Genomic DNA, 15,591 nt, shown 5'->3' with positions numbered 1-15,591 from the left:
TCGCGCACAGCGTCCGGGAGGACCCTCGATGGTGAGCTTCGACACGACCAGCCAGCACCTGCACCCCGATCGCAACATCGCACTCGAACTCGTGCGTGCCACGGAGGCCGCGGCGATCCGCGCGTACCCGTGGATCGGGCGCGGCGACAAGCTCGGGGCCGACGGAGCGGCGGTCGACGCGATGCGCGCGTTCCTCGGCACGGTCAACTTCGACGGCGTCGTCGTGATCGGCGAGGGCGAGAAGGATGCCGCGCCGATGCTGTTCAACGGCGAGCGGGTCGGCAACGGCCGCGGCCCGGCATGCGACATCGCCGTCGACCCGATCGACGGCACCTCGCTCACGGCGGCCGGACGGCAGAACGCCATCTCGGTCATCGCGGTCTCCGACAGGGGCACGATGCTCGACGCCTCCTCCGTGTTCTACATGGACAAGATCGTGGCCGGGCCCGAGGGGATCGGCGTGCTCGACATCCGCAAGCCCATCGGCGAGAACCTCCGCGCGCTCGCGGCCGCGAAGGGCAAGGACGTCGGCGAGCTCCGCGTCGCCGTGCTCGACCGCCCGAGGCACGAGCAGCTCATCGCCGAGATCCGCGAGGCCGGCGCCGGCACTCGGCTCATGCTCGACGGCGACGTGGCCGGCGGCATCAACGCCGCTCGCTACGAGTCGCGCATCGACCTCTGCGTCGGCATCGGCGGAAGCCCCGAGGGCATCACCACGGCGTGTGCACTCAAGGCGCTCGGCGGGTTCATGCAGGGCAGGCTCGCACCGAAGGACGACGCGGAGCGAAGCCGTGCCGAGGCAGCCGGACTCGATTGCGACGCCGTGCTCGAGCTCGACGACATGGTGCGCAGCGACAACACGTTCTTCGTCGCGACTGGCGTGACCGACGGCGGCCTCGTCGACGGCGTGAAGCGCAAGGGGCCGATCATCCGCACCGAGAGCATCGTGTTGCGCGGCACCTCGGGAACCGTGCGGCGCATCTCGGCCGATCACCTCGCCGAGAAGTGGCTCGACGAGCGCGATCTGTGATGAAATCCGGCCGGCCCACCGAATGTCCGTGGGGCGCGCGATGATGAGGGGATGACCCAGGTCACTCGACTGCCGCGCGCGCTCCGACCATTCGAATCGGGCCAGTACCGGCTCCTCATCCTCGCCCTCGCCTCGTCGCTGTTGAGCGCCGGCGCATGGATCGTGGCCGCCGTGTGGCAGGTCGTGGAGCTGGGCGGCAGTCCCGTCGACCTGTCGTTCGTCGCGGTCGGCTCGAGTCTCGGACTCGTGCTCGCGGTGCTGTTCGGCGGCGTCGCGGCCGACCGCATCCCGCAGCGACGCATCCTCTTCACGGTCGAGGTCGTGCGAGGCGCGGGCTTCGCCGTCGCGGCCGCCCTCGCCTTCGGCGGCATCATCGAGGTCTGGCACATCGCCGTGATCGCGTTCGTGCTCGGCGTCGCCGACGGATTCTTCTACCCCGCGTACTCGGCGTGGCTTCCCGCGATCCTGCCCGGCGAGCAACTGCTCGCCGCGAACGGCGTCGAGGGCGTGCTGCGTCCGTCGGTCATGAACGCCGCAGGGCCTGCGCTCGCGAGCGCGCTCATCGCGGTGCACTCGCCGGCGCTCGCGTTCGCGGTCGTCGCCGGGTTGCAGCTCATCGCGGCGGGGGTGCTGCGGATGATGCGCTTGACGGCAGTGCGTCGCGATCTCGACGAGGCGACGGTGCATCCGTTCCGCCAGACCTTCATCGACCTTCGCGGCGGGTTCGTCTACCTGCTGCAGACGAAGTGGCTGCTCGCGACGCTCGTGTTCGCGATCGTGCTCGTCTTCCTCATCATGGGGCCGATCGAGGTGCTGTTGCCGTTCGCGGTGAAAGACCAGACCGGGGGCGGCGCCGGGGCGTTCGCCTTGGCCCTCGCTGCGTTCGGCGTGGGCGGCGCCGTCGGTTCTCTCGCGGTCGCCTCGATCAAGGTGCCGCGGAGGTACCTCACGCTCATGATCCTCGCGTGGGGCTTCGGCTGCGTTCCGCTCGCGATCCTCGGCGCGACGAGCCTGCTGTGGGTCATGATCGTCGCGCTCTTCCTCGTGGGCTTCCTGTTCTCGGCCGCACAAGTGCTGTGGGGCACGCTCCTGCAGCGACGCGTGCCTCCCGCAATGCTCGGCCGGGTCTCGAGTCTCGACTTCTTCGTCTCGCTCGCACTCATGCCCGTCTCGATGGCCGTCGCGGGCCCGGTCGGTGAGGCGATCGGCCTCATGCCCGCATTCCTCATCGCCGGTCTGGTTCCGCCCGTTCTGGCCCTTGCGACCCTCGCACTGGCGCGGCTCGGCAAAGATGAGCTCGCGCACCCGCTCGACGCCGAGATGGACCCCACGACCGTCACCGGTGCAGAGGCCGCCGCAGGGTTCGAGGCGCCGGTCGATGAAGCGGCATCGCCGCCGGAGCGGTGAACCTCTCGACCATCGGCCCGGGCCATGGGAGTCTGGGTGGCAACGTTTGCGAAGGAGACCACGATGGTCACGTTTCGAGATGCATTCACCGGATTCAGCGTCGATGACCTCGACGCGGCTCGCGAGTTCTACGGCACCAAGCTCGGACTTCCGGTCGACGATGAGCCGATGGCGGGGGCGCTTCGGCTCACGCTCCCATCAGGGCAGGCGGTTTTCGTCTATCCGAAGCCGAATCATGAGCCCGCGAGCTTCACGGTGCTGAACCTCCTGGTCGACGACATCGACACGGCAGTCGACGAGCTGAACGCAGCCGGCGTCGTGACGAAGATCTACACCTCGCCCGACGACTTCGGCACCGACGAGCGCGGCATCGTTCGCGGCTCGGAGAGCGGCATGGGACCGGATATCGCGTGGTTCAAGGACCCGGCAGGGAACGTCGTCAGCGTGCTCGTCGGCTGAGCCGGATCGGCCATCGTGCGACTATCGGCGGGTCTCGTCGGGCACGTCGAGCTGGCGGCGCAGTTCGGGGTCGAGGTCGGCACCGGTGCCGGCGACGAGTTCGTACGCGGTGAGCTCGCGGGGCGCCTCCTCGATGCCTTCGAGCGGAGCGAGCACCTTCGACTCGTCGAGGGCCGCGAGCTTGCGGGCGGTGGGGAGCACCTGCCGCTCGAGTGAGCCCACGAAGGTGTTGTAGTCCTTCACGCTGCGCTCGATCGTGCGACCGAGCTTCTCGATGTGGCCGGCGGTCGTCGAGAGACGGGTGTACAGCTGGCGGCTCAGGTCGAAGAGTGTCTTCGCCTCGTTCGTGAGCACGTCTTGCTGCCACGAGAACGCGACCGTCTTCAGCACCGACCAGAGCGTGACGGGTGAAGCGAGCGCGACGCGCTTCGAGAAGGCGAACTCCATGATGCTCGGGTCGGCCTCCATCGCGGCGGAGACGAGCGACTCGCTCGGGATGAATGCGATGACGAGTTCGGGGGAGGCGTCGAGACCGTTCCAGTAGCCCTTCGCCCCGAGGGCGGTGATGTGCGCTCGCACCGCGGCGACGTGCTGCTTGAGGAACTCGGTGCGCCGCGCGGCATCGGCCCCGCTCGCCGTCGCGGGGATCTGGCTGGCCTCGAGGTAGGCGTTGAACGGCACCTTGGCGTCGACGGCGATGGACTTGCCGCCCGGCAGGCGCACGACCATGTCGGGGCGACCGGCTCCGGAATCGCTCGAGATGCTCGACTGCACGTCGAAGTCGACGCGCTCGAGGAGCCCCGCCGCCTCGACGACGCTGCGCAGCTGCGTCTCGCCCCATACGCCGCGGGTGCTGTTGGAGCGGAGCGCCGAGGCGAGCGACTCTGCCGTGGAGCGAAGCCGTTCCTCTGACTCCGCTGCGGACTTCAACTGCTGGGCGAGTTCGCCATGCTGGAGGCTGCGCTGCTGCTCGAGGTCGGTGACCTTCGTCTTCATCTCGCTGAGCGACTGCTTGACCGGCGCCAACGCCTGCAGCACCCGGCTCTCGGCCGCGTCGCGGGCCTCGCGCGCCTGCTGCTCGGCACGATGCTGCTCGACCGCTTCGCGGTACTGCTGCTGGGCCTGCACGATCTGCTCGCGAAGCGCCTCGGCCGTCGCCTGCGCCGATGCGAGCTCTTCACGCAGGATCGACTTCACCGCGGCATCCGACGCCTTCTGCTCGGCGAGCGCCGCTTGCTGCCGCGCCTCGATCACCGCCGGATCGTCGCCCTTGGGAGCGTGGGCTGCTCGCGACTGCAGCACGAACGCCACGCCGAGGGCGCCGAGTGCCGCACCGACGACGATGCCGAGGATGAGCGAGATGATCGGGTCCATGTCGCAAGTGTCGCAGGGGCCGCGGACATCGGCGGCGAGCGAGGTCGGCCGGGCGCGTTACTGCAGGGCCATCGGCCCGTGCACGGCGGCGTCTTCACGCGTGGCGACGGGGCCGATCGAGCCGAGCTTCACCCTCGTGATGTGCGCGAGCCGTTCGAGATCGTCGGCCTCATGGCGCTTCGCGGCGTGCACGACGATCGCCGCGCACGCCTCGGCGTCGGCGAGGGCGTCGTGGTGGGAGAAGTCCTCGAAGCCGGCGGCCATCGCCGCAACGGGAAGGCGGTAGGAGTCGAGGTGATACGTCTTGCGCGCGACCTGCAGGCTGCAGAGGTATCGGAAGTCGGGCACCTCGAGGCCGACCGCGACGGAGGTCTTGGCGATCACGCCCATGTCGAAGCCGGCGTTGTGCGCCACGAGCACGTCGTCGCCCGCGAACTCGCGGAGCGCGGGCAGGTGCGCGGCCCAGCCGGGGGCATCCGCCACCATCCCGGGCGTGATGCCGTGGATGCGGATGTTCCACTCCGAGAAGTCGTTGTGCGGGAACGGGGGCCGGATGTACCAGTGCTCGCGATCGACGACGCGACCGTCGCGCACTTTCACGATGCCGACCGAGCAGGCTGACGCGCTCGACGAATTGGCGGTCTCGAAGTCGATCGCGGTGAAGTCCACTGGCACGCAGTCATCGTTGCATGCACCCGCGACACCGACCCGCGCGGCGACCGGGCGGGTCGCGAACCAGGCCGCGACTCGCCGAGCACGAGCACGCGACGGCGACCCTCGAATGCGATCTGGCGGTTGACGGATGCCCCCGCGCGGGCGTGGAATGTCCTCGAGACCGCGCCGCCGCAGCCGAGGAGGATCCGATGCTCGAAGCCCAGGAGCCCGGGCTCATCGTCGACCCGGGCGACCCCGGAACGCGTGAGAGTGCCCGATCGTTCGGCGCCGCGGCATCCGTCTACCACCACTCGCGGCCGGGCTATCCCGTCGAGGCGATCGCGTGGCTCATCGGTGATGCGGTTCGCGTGCTCGATCTCGGCGCCGGCACGGGCAAGCTCAGCGAGGCGCTCGTGGCGCTCGACCGGGAGGTGATCGCCGTCGACCCGGTCGAGGAGATGCTCGAGGAGCTCGAGGTGGCGGTGCCGGGCGTTCCGCGCATCCTCGGCACGGCGGAGGACATCCCGATCGAAGACGACTCCGTCGACGCCGTCGTGGCCGGGCAGGCGTGGCACTGGTTCCAGCCCGACCGGGCGGTGCCCGAGATCGCCCGCGTGCTGCGCCCCGGCGGAGTGCTCGGCCTCGTCTGGAACAGCCGCGACATCCGTGCCGACTGGTTGCGCCAAGCGGGCGAGATCATGCACGATCGGCACGACGCGAGCTCGACCTTCGAGAGCTACGTGCAGATCGGCCCGCCCTTCGGCGTGATCGAGGAGCACACCGTCGAATGGACCGAGCGGATGTCGCGAGCGCGCTTCCTCGACCTCGTGCGCTCGCGCAGCTACTTCATCACGGCTTCGGCGGCCGACCAGGCGGCCACGATCGCCGCCCTCGAGACGCTGCTCACGACGCATCCCGATGTCGCCGGCGCCGACGAACTCGACGTGCCCTACGTCACTCGCTGCTTCCGCGCCCGCCTCGGCGGCGACGCGGAGGGCGGGGGCGAGGGCGAGGCGGAGTCGGCGGCGACGCGTAGCCTTGACGGGTGAGAAACGGCCGGGTCTACGTCTACCTGGCGCTCGCCAACCTGTTCTGGGCCGGCAACTTCGTGTTCGGCGAGATGGTCACTCACGAGATCTCGCCGATCTCGCTCACGTTCTTCCGCTGGGTGTTCGCGGCCGTTCCACTCGTGCTCATCGCATGGATGATCGAGCGACCCGATTGGCGTCTCGCGTTGCGCGAGTGGAAGCTGCACCTGGTGCAGTCGCTGCTCGGCCTCACGGGCTACACGCTGCTCATCTACGCCGCGCTCATGCTCACCGGCGCCGTGAAGGCCTCGGTCATCAGCGCCATCAACCCGGCGACGATCGCGCTCGCCGCGGCGATCCTGCTGCACGAGCGGCTGAACCGAGTGCAGGTGGCGGGCATCGTCGTGGCATTCGTCGGCGTGACCATCGTGCTCACCGGCGGCGACCTCGGCGCGCTCGTCGCCCAGGGCTTCAGCGCCGGCGACCTGCTCGTCATCGGCTCGGTCCTGACCTGGACCTTCTACTCCCTCATCTCGCGGCGCCTGCGCACCCCGGCGATCACGGCCACCGCAGTGCAGGCCGTCTTCGCGGTCGTGACGATGCTGCCGCTCGTCGCGATCACGGGGGTGAGCCTGCCGACGGAGCCCGCCGGCATGCTGGGGCTCGCCTACATCGTGATCTTCCCCTCGATCGCCGGGTACGCGCTCTGGAACATCGGCACCTCGAAGGTCGGCCCGGCGAGGGCGGGCGTGTTCCTCAACCTGCTTCCGGTGTTCACGGTCATCATCGCGCTGGCATTCGGGGCGACGCTCGAGCCGGCCGCGGCGATCGGCGGCCTCCTCGTGATCGCGGGCGTGTACCTCACGGTGCGCGTGCGCCGGGCGAAGGAGCCGGCGGCGGATGTCTCCGAGGCCGGGCCGGTACGATAGACCCCCGTGGCTCTCACTATCGGCATCGTCGGCCTGCCCAACGTCGGCAAGTCCACCCTGTTCAACGCGCTCACCAAGAACCAGGTGCTCGCGGCGAACTATCCCTTCGCGACGATCGAACCGAACATCGGCGTGGTGAGCCTGCCCGACCCACGACTCGAGACGCTCGCCGGCATCTTCGGCTCCGAGCGCATCCTGCCGGCCGCCGTCTCGTTCGTCGACATCGCGGGCATCGTGCGCGGCGCGTCGGAGGGTGAGGGGCTCGGCAACAAGTTCCTCGCCAACATCCGCGAGGCCGACGCGATCGCCCAGGTCGTGCGCGGCTTCACCGACGACGACGTCGTGCACGTCGAGGGCACCGTCGACCCCAAGGCCGACCTGGAGACCATCAACGCCGAGCTCATGCTCGCCGACCTCGAGACGCTCGATCGCGCCATCCCGCGCTTCGAGAAGGAGGTCAAGGGCAAGAAGCTCGACCCATCGGTGCTGGCAACGGCGAAAGAGGCGCAGGAGCTGCTGCAGAAGGGCACGCCGCTCTCTGCGGCATCCGTCGACCTCGAACCCATCAAAGAGCTCGGCCTGCTCACCGCGAAGCCGTTCATCTACGTGTTCAACGTCGATGAGGCGGTGCTGACGGATGCCGCTCGTAAGGCCGAGCTTGCAGCGCTCGTTGCCCCCGCCGAAGCGGTCTTCCTCGACGCGAAGATCGAGTCGGAGCTCATCGACCTCGACGAGGCCGACGCGGCCGAGCTGCTCGCCTCGACCGGCCAGGAGGAGTCGGGCCTGAACCAGCTCGCTCGTGTCGGCTTCAACACCCTCGGCCTGCAGACCTACCTCACGGCGGGCCCGAAGGAATCGCGCGCGTGGACGATCCACAAGGGCTGGAAGGCCCCCCAGGCGGCCGGCGTCATCCACACCGACTTCGAGCGCGGCTTCATCAAGGCCGAGGTCATCTCGTTCGCCGACCTCGTCGCGACCGGCTCGGTCGCCGAGGCCCGCGCGAAGGGCAAGGCCCGCATGGAGGGCAAGGACTACGTCATGCAGGACGGCGACGTGGTCGAGTTCCGGTTCAACGTGTAGTCGGAGTCGATCGCCTGACGTGTGCTCGGCTGAGGTGGTGGCCGCGAAGTGACGCGATTCGACCTTCAATCGGGGCGGAAGGTCGAATCGCGCCAACTCGGCACGTGCGACGCGGCCGTGGCGGCGACCATGGCATCGGACTCGACCTCAGGACGAGCAGACGACGTGGCTGATCCAGCCGACATCGTAGTGATCGTCGCCGAACACGACGGCGACCGGTTCATCCGCGACGACGTCAGTTCGCGACGTGCGATTCTTCTGCTCCGACTGCTGGCCGTTGCTGAACGTCGAAGGCGAAGTTCGCCGCCTCGCCCCCCTGGAGCGGCGTCGCTATGGCCTTCGTGGCAGCGGACGGCTGGATCGGCTCGGTGATCTGCGGAGACGCCGCCGGAGAGTCGGCGCAACGGACGTCGTGGATCCACCCGACGTCGTACTCGTCGTGGCCGAAGACCACCGGCGTGAACTCCCCTCCGGTCACGTCGGCCTTCTCGATCGTCTCCGTGTGCTCGCCCGTCCACGCCCCCGCGTCGTTCGCGTAGTGGAGGTCCATCTCGAGCGCGGCGCAGGACGCCTCGGTGATCAGGGCCGTCTCCCAGCAGCCGCTCTCGAACGCGAACGGACAGAACTTCGTGTACCTGCCGTCGGCATACGCCTCCATCGCCGCTTCAGCGAGGGGGTCGAGGCGCAGCGTACCGCGCGGTGTTCAGGTCCACAGCGTGATCGTAGAGGATCGGACGACCCCGGCAGACACGAGCCGCACGTGGGCGAGCGGATCTCAACATCTCGAGGCAACACGTGCAAGACTCGCCCCAGTCGCGACATATGCAGAGCGTGAGGATCGCCAGCGCCGACGCCGACACGACCCAAGGGGTGCCGATGACCGACCGCGCCGATCCGCCGGTGGCGAGCGATGACGCGCTCGTGTGGTTCACCGGGGTCGTGCGCGAGCATTCGACCGCACTCGTGCGGTATTTCGCGCGACGCGGGCCGCGGCAGGACGCCGAGGATCTCGCGGCCGAGGTGTTCGCGACCGCGTGGCGGCGGCGCGACGACGTGCCGCGCGAGGCCGCGCTGCCATGGCTGTACCGGACGGCCGGGTTCACGCTCGCCAATCATCGGCGCAAGCTCGTCGATCTGCCCGTCGAGGACGTGCCCGAGCGCGGCGAGCGGCGGGTCGCTGAGGATCCCGAGCTGAGCGCCCTGTTCGACGACGAGCTGCGCGGGGCCCTCATGAGCGTCGGCGAACGCGACCGCCGCATCCTCCTCCTGCACGCGTGGGAGGGCCTCGACGGCGAGGCGCTCGCACAGGTGCTCGGCATCTCGCGGTCGGGGGCGGATGCCGCGCTCTCCCGTGCACGCAAGCGCCTCCGCGAGGCATGGGGCGAACGGATGTCGTTCTGACCCGCCTCCGAATGCAAGGTTCTGCGCGCGCGGCACACATTCATGGTGAGAGCGGATGTCACGGAGGGTGATCCCATGAACGACAACGAGCAGCGCGACCCGCTGGAGCGACTGCGCGTCGCCGACCCGGCCGCCGGGCTCGAGGCACGTGACGGGTTCGCCGACGAGGTCGTCGCGCGGGTGGCCGCTGAGACGTCCGCTGCGTCGCCCGCCGAGGCACCGCCCGTCACGGGCCTCGCTGTGGAGCGCGCTCGCCGGCGCCCCACGTGGCTGCAGGTCGCCGCGGTCGCTGCCTCGCTCCTCGTGGTCGGCGCGGCCGGATACGGTATCGGCTTGACGACCGGGGGAGCGACGAACCTCGCGGACGGCGCAGCCCCGCCCGTCTCGCTGCGGAGCGGTGCGGACGCCGGAATCGCCGAGCAGGGCATGATGCCCGAGCCGCCGACCGGCGACCTGAAGATGTCGGCGCCGGACTTGGGCGGACAGATCTACCCGTACGGAGGTGGCCGCAACCACTTCAGCGCGTCGGGCCTCTCGACCTCGGAGGGCACGGCCGTCGCGTACGGGTTCGATGCGCGCGCGGCATCCGCTGCCGGTACGATCGCGGCGCTCGCCGCGGCGCTCGGCGTCGAGGGAACGCCCGAGCTGGCGAACGGCTCGTGGACGGCGGGACCGCAGGACGGCACCGGCCCGGCGCTCGGAGTGTCGCTCGACGGCACGCTGGGCTTCTGGTACTCGGATCCGCGGATCGCTCCGTGGCAGTGCGCCGATGGCACGGAGACGTGCGAGCCGAGCGGCCAGGTCCCGAGCGAGCAGGCCGCGATCGACGCTCTGCGCTCCCTGCTCGCGTCGACGGGGCGCGACCCCTCCGCGTACGAGTTCACCTCGGAGACGTGGGAGGGCGCCGTCACGCGCTCGGCCCAGGCGTGGCCGGTTCGCGACGGGCAGCGCATCGATCAGGCGTGGACCGTGGAGCTCTCGAACGACGGCATGTTCAGCGCCGCCGGTGCGCTCGCCGAACTCGTCCCGCTCGGCGGCTACCCCGTCGTCAGTGAGCAGGAAGCGTTCGATCGCCTCTCGGACCCGCGGTTCGGCGCCCAAATGACGACGCTGCCCATCGCAATGCAGGACGCGCCCGCCACCACCGACGAGTGGGTGCCGCCGACTGAGCCGCCCGCTGCCCCGACCCCGGGCGCAGAAGTGTCGTGGACCGTGAACGACGTCGAGATCGTCGAGGCCCGCCTCGGGCTCGCGAGCCAGTGGCAGCCTGACGGCAGCGTGGTCGTGGTTCCGGCCTACGAGTTCACCGATGCCGACGGCGGCACCTGGTCGGTCATCGCCGTCGCCGACGCGAAGCTCGACTTCGCCGGCGAGTAGCCGCGGGCGCATCGGAGCGAACTCATGCAGCTCGCCACCTGATCCCACGCGATGAGGTGCCGCGATCGAACTCAGTGACATGTCGGTGCCGGGCGTGGCGCACTAAGGTCGAAGCATCCCGCGACGGCGCGGGGGTGGGGAGCCGGTCATGAGCAATCACGTCTACCGCGTCACCGAGATCGTCGGGACATCTCCCGACAGCATCGACACCGCGATCCGCAACGCCATCTCGCGGGCGACCGCGACCCTGCGCCATGTCGACTGGTTCGAGACGGTGTCGGTGCGCGGCGAGGTCGAGGACGGCGGCGTCGCGCACTTCCAGGTCACCCTCAAGGTCGGGTTCCGCCTCGAGGACTGAGCGTCGACTGCGGGACCACCCGCTCCCTCAGCTCACCCCGATTCGGCTCCACTCTTTGTCGGGTTCCTAGCAATCGTCATGAACTCTTGCGATGCGCGCCGATCGGCGTATGATCATCTTCACCACCGGAGGAATCTCCGGCCTAGAAAGGCCCCGACGAGTCGACAGACGCCGAGGCCTTTCGTTCTGTCTACAGGCGTGCGGCGGTCCGAGACGCGCAGTGGCCATTCCTCGTAGGCCAGCGCCCGCTCCCGCCGATCGCGATCAGTCGGGCCAGCCCAGCGGGCCAGTCCGGTTCAACGGAGATGTCGCGTTGATCGCGAAGTGACGCAATCCGACCTTCGCTCGAGGCGGAAGGTCGATTCGCGTCATCTCGGCGGCGCGAGACGTGCCTCGAACCACCAATACAATCCGAATGTGACGTCGCTCATGAGCACGGCGCTCTTCAACGAGCGAGCGCGCCCGTTCCTGGTCTTCGCTCGTGAGCTTGCTGTTGTTGCGGGGCAGGCGATCTTCTCGATCGCGGCGCTCGGAGCCAGCGACGGCCCGCCCGGCGGGCGGCGCAGCCGTGATCCGTTCCCGTCCACCCCGAGATGAATTGAGTTGAATTCGTGATCACCGTGCACCTTCGCTACGAGATCGATGCTGAGAAGCTCGCAGATTTCCACGAGTACGGACGGCGGTGGATCCGTCTCGTCAAGCGGCTCGGCGGCGTGCACCACGGCTATTTCCTTCCGAGCGAAGGCGACAGCGACGAGGCATTCGCGCTGTTCACGTTCCCGTCGCTCGCCGACTACGAGAAGTACCGCCTGGCCGCGGCCGAGGACGCGGAGTGCATCGAGGCGTACCGGTTCGCGATCGAGACGAAGTGCATCCGCCGCTACGAGCGGCGATTCCTCTCGCCCGTGTTCGACTGATCTGACCGGGGGTCAGCATGAAAGCGCTGGCGCCGACGATCGGCGAGGCGTCAGTTGCCGGTGTCGCCGATCGTCGCGATGAAGAACTCGTCAGCTCGCTTCCATGCCACCTCACGAGAGCGCATCGGCACGTCGACGAGCGAACGCGCGGCCTCCAGTTCAGTAGCTCGTCGGATCCGAAGGACGGTTCGCGTCAGCTCGCTGCTTCGAGGCACGTGACGTCGTTGATCCAGCCGAATTCGTAGTCGTCGTTGCCGAACACTACGACCGTTGCCTCGTTGCCGATGACGTCGGCGAAGTCGATCGACTCCATATGTTGCGCGTCGAACCCGTCGGGATCGTTCGAGTAGCCGAGCTCGACGTGCATCGTGGTGCAGTCCGACTCTGTGAACAACGCCATCTGCCAGCATCCGTAGGCGAAGTCGAATGAGCACTCGGCGTCGTAACGCCCGTCATAGTAGAACTCCACTGCGGCGGGGAACGAGTAGAGCGTCTCGCCGGAGAAGAGGCGCTCCACGTCAGCCAATTCGGGCTCTTCCGAGTCGACCGAGTCGTTCGAATCCTCGGATACCGCGTGTTCGTCCGCCGCTGCCGCTGCCTCTGCCTCGGCGGCGGCGGTGGATATCGCTTCGGTGACGAGGCCCGCAGCACCGAACGCGCCGAAGGTGATGAGCGCCACGAACACGACGATGCCGGCGACGATTCCCGTGATCGCCCAGGGCCGGAGTCCGCGGCGCGGCGTTTGCGCGGTCGCGGTGGGAGCGGGAAGTGGCAGCGGTGCGCCGGCGGCAGCGAGCAGAGCTGCCCGAGCCTCATCGAGCGTGGTGCCCCATTCGGCGGCCTGCTGGCGCCCCGCTTCATCCGGATACCGTGACGGATGCCGCGCCCAGGTCTCGCTCGCGTGGGCAGTCTCGATGAGCTGAGCGGTCAGCGGCGTGTCGGGGGAGATGCGCAGGATCTGCCGCGCGATGTTCAAGTCCACAGCGTGATCGTACGGCCTCGAGGGGACATGGGTGAATCGCTCGCCGCTCGTGCCTCCTGAATGTCACTCGAGCTGGGATACCAGCCGGCAACGCGCTCGTCGTACGAGGTCAGTCGTGCAGGATGCGCTGGTACATCAGGTGGTCCTGCCACTCGCCGGCGATGCGGAGGTAGCGCGGTGCGAGCCCGATCGGTTCGAAATCCGCGTTCAGCAGTACGCGCTGCGAGCGAACGTTGTGCACGAGCGTGCCGGCCTCGATTCGGTGCAGCCCCAGCTCATCGCGACCGAGCTCAGCGGTGGCGCGCACCGCTGCCGTGCCGATGCCCTGCCCGGCGTACCGGGCGTCGACCCAGTAGCCGAGACTCGCGCTCTGGAACGCGCCCCGCACGATCCCCGAGAGGTTCACACGGCCGACGATCTGGCGGCCGTCGGCGATCACGAGCGGGAGCGACCGGCCGGACTCGAAGGACTCGAGTTGCCGCGCGATCTCCGACTCCTGCCACTCGGCGGTGAAGAACGTTTCGATGCGCAACGGCTCCCAAGGAGTGAGGTGCGTGCGATTGCGCGTGTAGGCCGAGGCGATCGCGGCCGCGTCGTCGCAACGCAACAGGCGCAACTCGAGGCCGTTCGAAAGCGGAAGGGGACGCACCATCCGATCGATCGTAGTCGCGGCCAGGTCCTCGACTCGCTGATATCGAACGCGATAGCGTCGCATCATGGAGTCGTGTCGACGGCACGTCGCACGTTCCACGCTCGTAGAATCGGCCTGACGTCCCTACAACAGATTGGCTGAACCATCGTGGATTCATTTGCCGGTCGCCGGTTGCTCATCATCGCGACGATCTCCGCCGCTTGTCTTGCCATCTCGGGTTGCGCAGGGAACGGGCCGAGCGGGGAACCAACACCCGTCCCGTCCGCCACACAATCCCCGTCTGCTGACCCGACCGCCACGCCTGAGCCCGAACCCGAGCCGGTCTCCGAGCCCAGCTCGTGGATCATCGAGTCGTCAGGGGTCGGCCCGCTCGCCCTCGGAGCAGGCACCGCCGAGGCCAGGTCGTCGATGACGGGCTTCACGGACTCGACGCGGGAAGCCTGCCCATGGGTGGCCGCCTTCGACAAACCCGGATACCCCAGCATCTGGCTTCCCGATCCCTCCAACACGGGAACTGTGGAGCAGATCGTGATCCAGGCGTGGGGCGTGGCTGGAGATGTTGCCGCGAGTTCCCCTCGCACGAGCGCCGGCATCGGGATCGGTGCCACAGAAGACGAGCTCCTGGCGGCTCATCCCGACGTCTCTGCGGTGAAGGGCAAGTACGACTCGCACTACGCGTTGCAAGGCGAAGACGGCAACTGGATCAACTTCGGCATCTCCGACGACGGCGTGGTCGACACGATCGTCGTTCGGGGCACGTCGGCAATCGATGCCGAATACTGCAGCTAGGGCCGATGGCCAGCTCGGCCCGGGGCCGCGTTCACTTCACCAGTCGAGGCACGTGACCTGATTGATCCAGCCCTAGTGCCGCCGCCTGATCAGTCGGGCGAGCCGAGCGGGCCCGTCCCGGTGCCCTCGGGAACCGTCGTGACGCTGATGAGCTCTTCCCGTCCGTTGCCGCCCGAGACGTCGAGCGTCAGCGCAAGGCCGACGCCGGGCGCATAGAACTTCAGCTCCGCGACATCCGGCTCGAGCGCGTTCGTGTCACGCGTGAGGAGGGCACCGTCGAACTGGCCGTAGGGGACTTCGACGAGCTCGTCGACGCTCAGGACGGCACCGTTGTCCTCGGCCTCGCCCGCGAAGAACTCCTGCCGGTACGACATTCCCGGCCGGGGATCCGCGGGCAGGGCGATGCCTGGCAGCGCGCCGTCGACGCCGGCCTCGAACGAGCCCTCCCGCGAGACGATCTCGCCGCCCTCGAACTCGGCCGTGTCCTCGCCGAGGTACCAGATCGTGCCGGCGGCATCTTGGGCGTACCAGTCGAAGGTGTCCTCGAGGAGCTCGCCGTCGCGGGTGACGGTGTCTCGGAGGACCCTTGCCTCGACGCCGTTCGCGATCGTCTTCGTGGCCGTCGTGACGGTGACCTCCACGGTCACGTCGCCGCCGTCGGGATCGTGCTCGACGTAGGTCCACCGGGTGCCGGGCACCATCGGCCAATACGGGTTGTCGATCTCCGTCGTGAAGTCCGCAGGATTCAGCGACACGGGTTCGTCGCTCTTCGGCAGCGATGGCAGCGATGGCAGCGACGTCGGCGATGGCGGGGTTGCGATGCATCCGGTGAGCGCGGCAGCGGTCGCGCAGAGCGCGACGACGCCCGGCATCCATGACCTTGTCGACGACATCGTGGGCCTCGATTCGCGCATTCGCAAATCCTTGGTGACGAACCCCGGCGGGGGGTCAAGGCACTCGACGTGCCCCTGTGGGACAGAACGCTGTGAGCGCCGGGGTTCGCAGCCGGGTTCATGGAGTCGACAGGGCACCAACGTCTTCGTCGACACCTCGGGCTCTCACGAGCCGGCAGAGGACAGCATACGGCGATCCGGTGCTCTGTGGCCAGAATATTTTCGGACCGGCGACGGGACGCTCAGGTGACGAAGTCGGCG

At 68.7% G+C, this 15,591-nt stretch carries 18 protein-coding genes; 12 read left to right on the top strand and 6 right to left on the bottom strand.

Going from position 1 to position 15,591, the window contains the following annotated elements:
* Positions 1–28 precede the first annotated feature (28 nt).
* The 3 genes from glpX (at position 29) to QFZ29_RS11200 (ending at position 2,896) form a co-directional block, all read left to right on the top strand.
* A complete protein-coding gene (glpX, locus tag QFZ29_RS11210) occupies positions 29–1,030 on the top strand; it encodes a class II fructose-bisphosphatase (RefSeq protein ID WP_306894189.1) in 1,002 nt (333 codons plus the stop codon).
* A 51-nt stretch (positions 1,031–1,081) separates the two neighbouring features.
* The gene (locus QFZ29_RS11205; RefSeq protein WP_306894188.1) at positions 1,082–2,437 is read left to right on the top strand and encodes an MFS transporter; all 1,356 of its coding nucleotides are present in this window, start codon (positions 1,082–1,084) and stop codon (positions 2,435–2,437) included.
* A gap of 63 nt (positions 2,438–2,500) precedes the next feature.
* Entirely contained in the window at positions 2,501–2,896 is a 396-nt protein-coding gene (locus QFZ29_RS11200) for a VOC family protein (RefSeq protein ID WP_306894187.1), read from the top strand.
* Positions 2,897–2,917: 21 nt separating this feature from the next.
* Here QFZ29_RS11200 and rmuC read toward each other — a convergent pair whose 3' ends face one another.
* The gene (gene rmuC, locus QFZ29_RS11195; RefSeq protein ID WP_306894186.1) at positions 2,918–4,270 is read right to left on the bottom strand and encodes a DNA recombination protein RmuC; all 1,353 of its coding nucleotides are present in this window, start codon (positions 4,268–4,270) and stop codon (positions 2,918–2,920) included.
* 57 nt (positions 4,271–4,327) lie between these two features.
* Positions 4,328–4,945, bottom strand: a complete 618-nt coding sequence (locus tag QFZ29_RS11190) for an exonuclease domain-containing protein (protein WP_306894185.1) — start codon at positions 4,943–4,945, stop codon at positions 4,328–4,330.
* A 188-nt stretch (positions 4,946–5,133) separates the two neighbouring features.
* Between QFZ29_RS11190 and QFZ29_RS11185 the strand changes: the two genes are divergently transcribed.
* From QFZ29_RS11185 to ychF, 3 genes are read left to right on the top strand one after another with little or no spacing between them, the layout of a single operon-like run.
* Positions 5,134–5,973 (top strand): class I SAM-dependent methyltransferase, encoded by an 840-nt coding sequence (locus QFZ29_RS11185; RefSeq protein WP_306894184.1) that lies wholly within the window; start codon positions 5,134–5,136, stop codon positions 5,971–5,973.
* Positions 5,970–6,881 carry a DMT family transporter gene (locus tag QFZ29_RS11180; RefSeq protein WP_306894183.1) on the top strand — a complete coding sequence of 304 codons (912 nt, stop codon included), beginning with the start codon at positions 5,970–5,972 and terminating at the stop codon, positions 6,879–6,881. Before QFZ29_RS11185 ends, QFZ29_RS11180 begins: the two co-directional genes overlap by 4 nt.
* Before the next feature lie 6 nt (positions 6,882–6,887).
* Positions 6,888–7,961, top strand: coding sequence for a redox-regulated ATPase YchF (gene ychF, locus QFZ29_RS11175; RefSeq protein WP_306894182.1), 1,074 nt, complete (start codon positions 6,888–6,890; stop codon positions 7,959–7,961).
* A gap of 235 nt (positions 7,962–8,196) precedes the next feature.
* On the opposite strand, the gene QFZ29_RS11170 is transcribed toward ychF, so the two are convergent.
* Entirely contained in the window at positions 8,197–8,619 is a 423-nt protein-coding gene (locus QFZ29_RS11170) for a hypothetical protein (RefSeq protein WP_306894181.1), read from the bottom strand.
* A gap of 218 nt (positions 8,620–8,837) precedes the next feature.
* Here QFZ29_RS11170 and QFZ29_RS11165 point away from each other — a divergent pair, with 218 nt between their 5' ends.
* From QFZ29_RS11165 to QFZ29_RS11145, 5 genes are all read left to right on the top strand, one after another.
* Positions 8,838–9,362: an RNA polymerase sigma factor gene (locus QFZ29_RS11165; protein WP_306894180.1), complete on the top strand. Its 525-nt coding sequence runs from the start codon at positions 8,838–8,840 to the stop codon at positions 9,360–9,362.
* 75 nt (positions 9,363–9,437) lie between these two features.
* Positions 9,438–10,739: a hypothetical protein gene (locus tag QFZ29_RS11160; RefSeq protein ID WP_306894179.1), complete on the top strand. Its 1,302-nt coding sequence runs from the start codon at positions 9,438–9,440 to the stop codon at positions 10,737–10,739.
* A 148-nt stretch (positions 10,740–10,887) separates the two neighbouring features.
* On the top strand, positions 10,888–11,097 hold the full coding sequence (locus tag QFZ29_RS11155; protein ID WP_306894178.1) for a dodecin: 210 nt from the start codon (positions 10,888–10,890) through the stop codon (positions 11,095–11,097).
* A 417-nt stretch (positions 11,098–11,514) separates the two neighbouring features.
* Positions 11,515–11,694: a hypothetical protein gene (locus tag QFZ29_RS11150; protein WP_306894177.1), complete on the top strand. Its 180-nt coding sequence runs from the start codon at positions 11,515–11,517 to the stop codon at positions 11,692–11,694.
* A 14-nt stretch (positions 11,695–11,708) separates the two neighbouring features.
* Positions 11,709–12,014, top strand: coding sequence for an NIPSNAP family protein (locus tag QFZ29_RS11145; protein ID WP_306894176.1), 306 nt, complete (start codon positions 11,709–11,711; stop codon positions 12,012–12,014).
* A gap of 193 nt (positions 12,015–12,207) precedes the next feature.
* Here QFZ29_RS11145 and QFZ29_RS11140 read toward each other — a convergent pair whose 3' ends face one another.
* Both QFZ29_RS11140 and QFZ29_RS11135 read right to left on the bottom strand, forming a co-directional pair.
* The gene (locus QFZ29_RS11140) at positions 12,208–12,996 is read right to left on the bottom strand and encodes a hypothetical protein (RefSeq protein ID WP_306894175.1); all 789 of its coding nucleotides are present in this window, start codon (positions 12,994–12,996) and stop codon (positions 12,208–12,210) included.
* A 109-nt stretch (positions 12,997–13,105) separates the two neighbouring features.
* Positions 13,106–13,648, bottom strand: coding sequence for a GNAT family N-acetyltransferase (locus QFZ29_RS11135; RefSeq protein ID WP_306894174.1), 543 nt, complete (start codon positions 13,646–13,648; stop codon positions 13,106–13,108).
* A 450-nt stretch (positions 13,649–14,098) separates the two neighbouring features.
* Between QFZ29_RS11135 and QFZ29_RS11130 the strand changes: the two genes are divergently transcribed.
* Positions 14,099–14,437, top strand: coding sequence for a hypothetical protein (locus tag QFZ29_RS11130; protein ID WP_306894173.1), 339 nt, complete (start codon positions 14,099–14,101; stop codon positions 14,435–14,437).
* Positions 14,438–14,526: 89 nt separating this feature from the next.
* Here QFZ29_RS11130 and QFZ29_RS11125 read toward each other — a convergent pair whose 3' ends face one another.
* Entirely contained in the window at positions 14,527–15,351 is an 825-nt protein-coding gene (locus QFZ29_RS11125; protein ID WP_306894172.1) for a hypothetical protein, read from the bottom strand.
* Positions 15,352–15,591 lie beyond the last annotated feature (240 nt).

The sequence above is a fragment of the Agromyces albus genome, assembly GCF_030815405.1.
Classification (GTDB): Bacteria; Actinomycetota; Actinomycetes; order Actinomycetales; family Microbacteriaceae; genus Agromyces; species Agromyces albus_A.
This window is presented reverse-complemented; position numbering and strand designations above follow the sequence as displayed.

Coding starts and splice junctions, on each gene's coding strand:
- glpX (WP_306894189.1), top strand. CDS start 29: ATGGTGAGCTTCGACACGACCAGCCAGCACCTGCACCCCGATCGCAAC.
- QFZ29_RS11205 (WP_306894188.1), top strand. CDS start 1,082: ATGACCCAGGTCACTCGACTGCCGCGCGCGCTCCGACCATTCGAATCG.
- QFZ29_RS11200 (WP_306894187.1), top strand. CDS start 2,501: ATGGTCACGTTTCGAGATGCATTCACCGGATTCAGCGTCGATGACCTC.
- rmuC (WP_306894186.1), bottom strand. CDS start 4,270: ATGGACCCGATCATCTCGCTCATCCTCGGCATCGTCGTCGGTGCGGCA.
- QFZ29_RS11185 (WP_306894184.1), top strand. CDS start 5,134: ATGCTCGAAGCCCAGGAGCCCGGGCTCATCGTCGACCCGGGCGACCCC.
- QFZ29_RS11170 (WP_306894181.1), bottom strand. CDS start 8,619: ATGGAGGCGTATGCCGACGGCAGGTACACGAAGTTCTGTCCGTTCGCG.
- QFZ29_RS11165 (WP_306894180.1), top strand. CDS start 8,838: ATGACCGACCGCGCCGATCCGCCGGTGGCGAGCGATGACGCGCTCGTG.
- QFZ29_RS11160 (WP_306894179.1), top strand. CDS start 9,438: ATGAACGACAACGAGCAGCGCGACCCGCTGGAGCGACTGCGCGTCGCC.
- QFZ29_RS11155 (WP_306894178.1), top strand. CDS start 10,888: ATGAGCAATCACGTCTACCGCGTCACCGAGATCGTCGGGACATCTCCC.
- QFZ29_RS11135 (WP_306894174.1), bottom strand. CDS start 13,648: ATGGTGCGTCCCCTTCCGCTTTCGAACGGCCTCGAGTTGCGCCTGTTG.
- QFZ29_RS11125 (WP_306894172.1), bottom strand. CDS start 15,351: ATGCGCGAATCGAGGCCCACGATGTCGTCGACAAGGTCATGGATGCCG.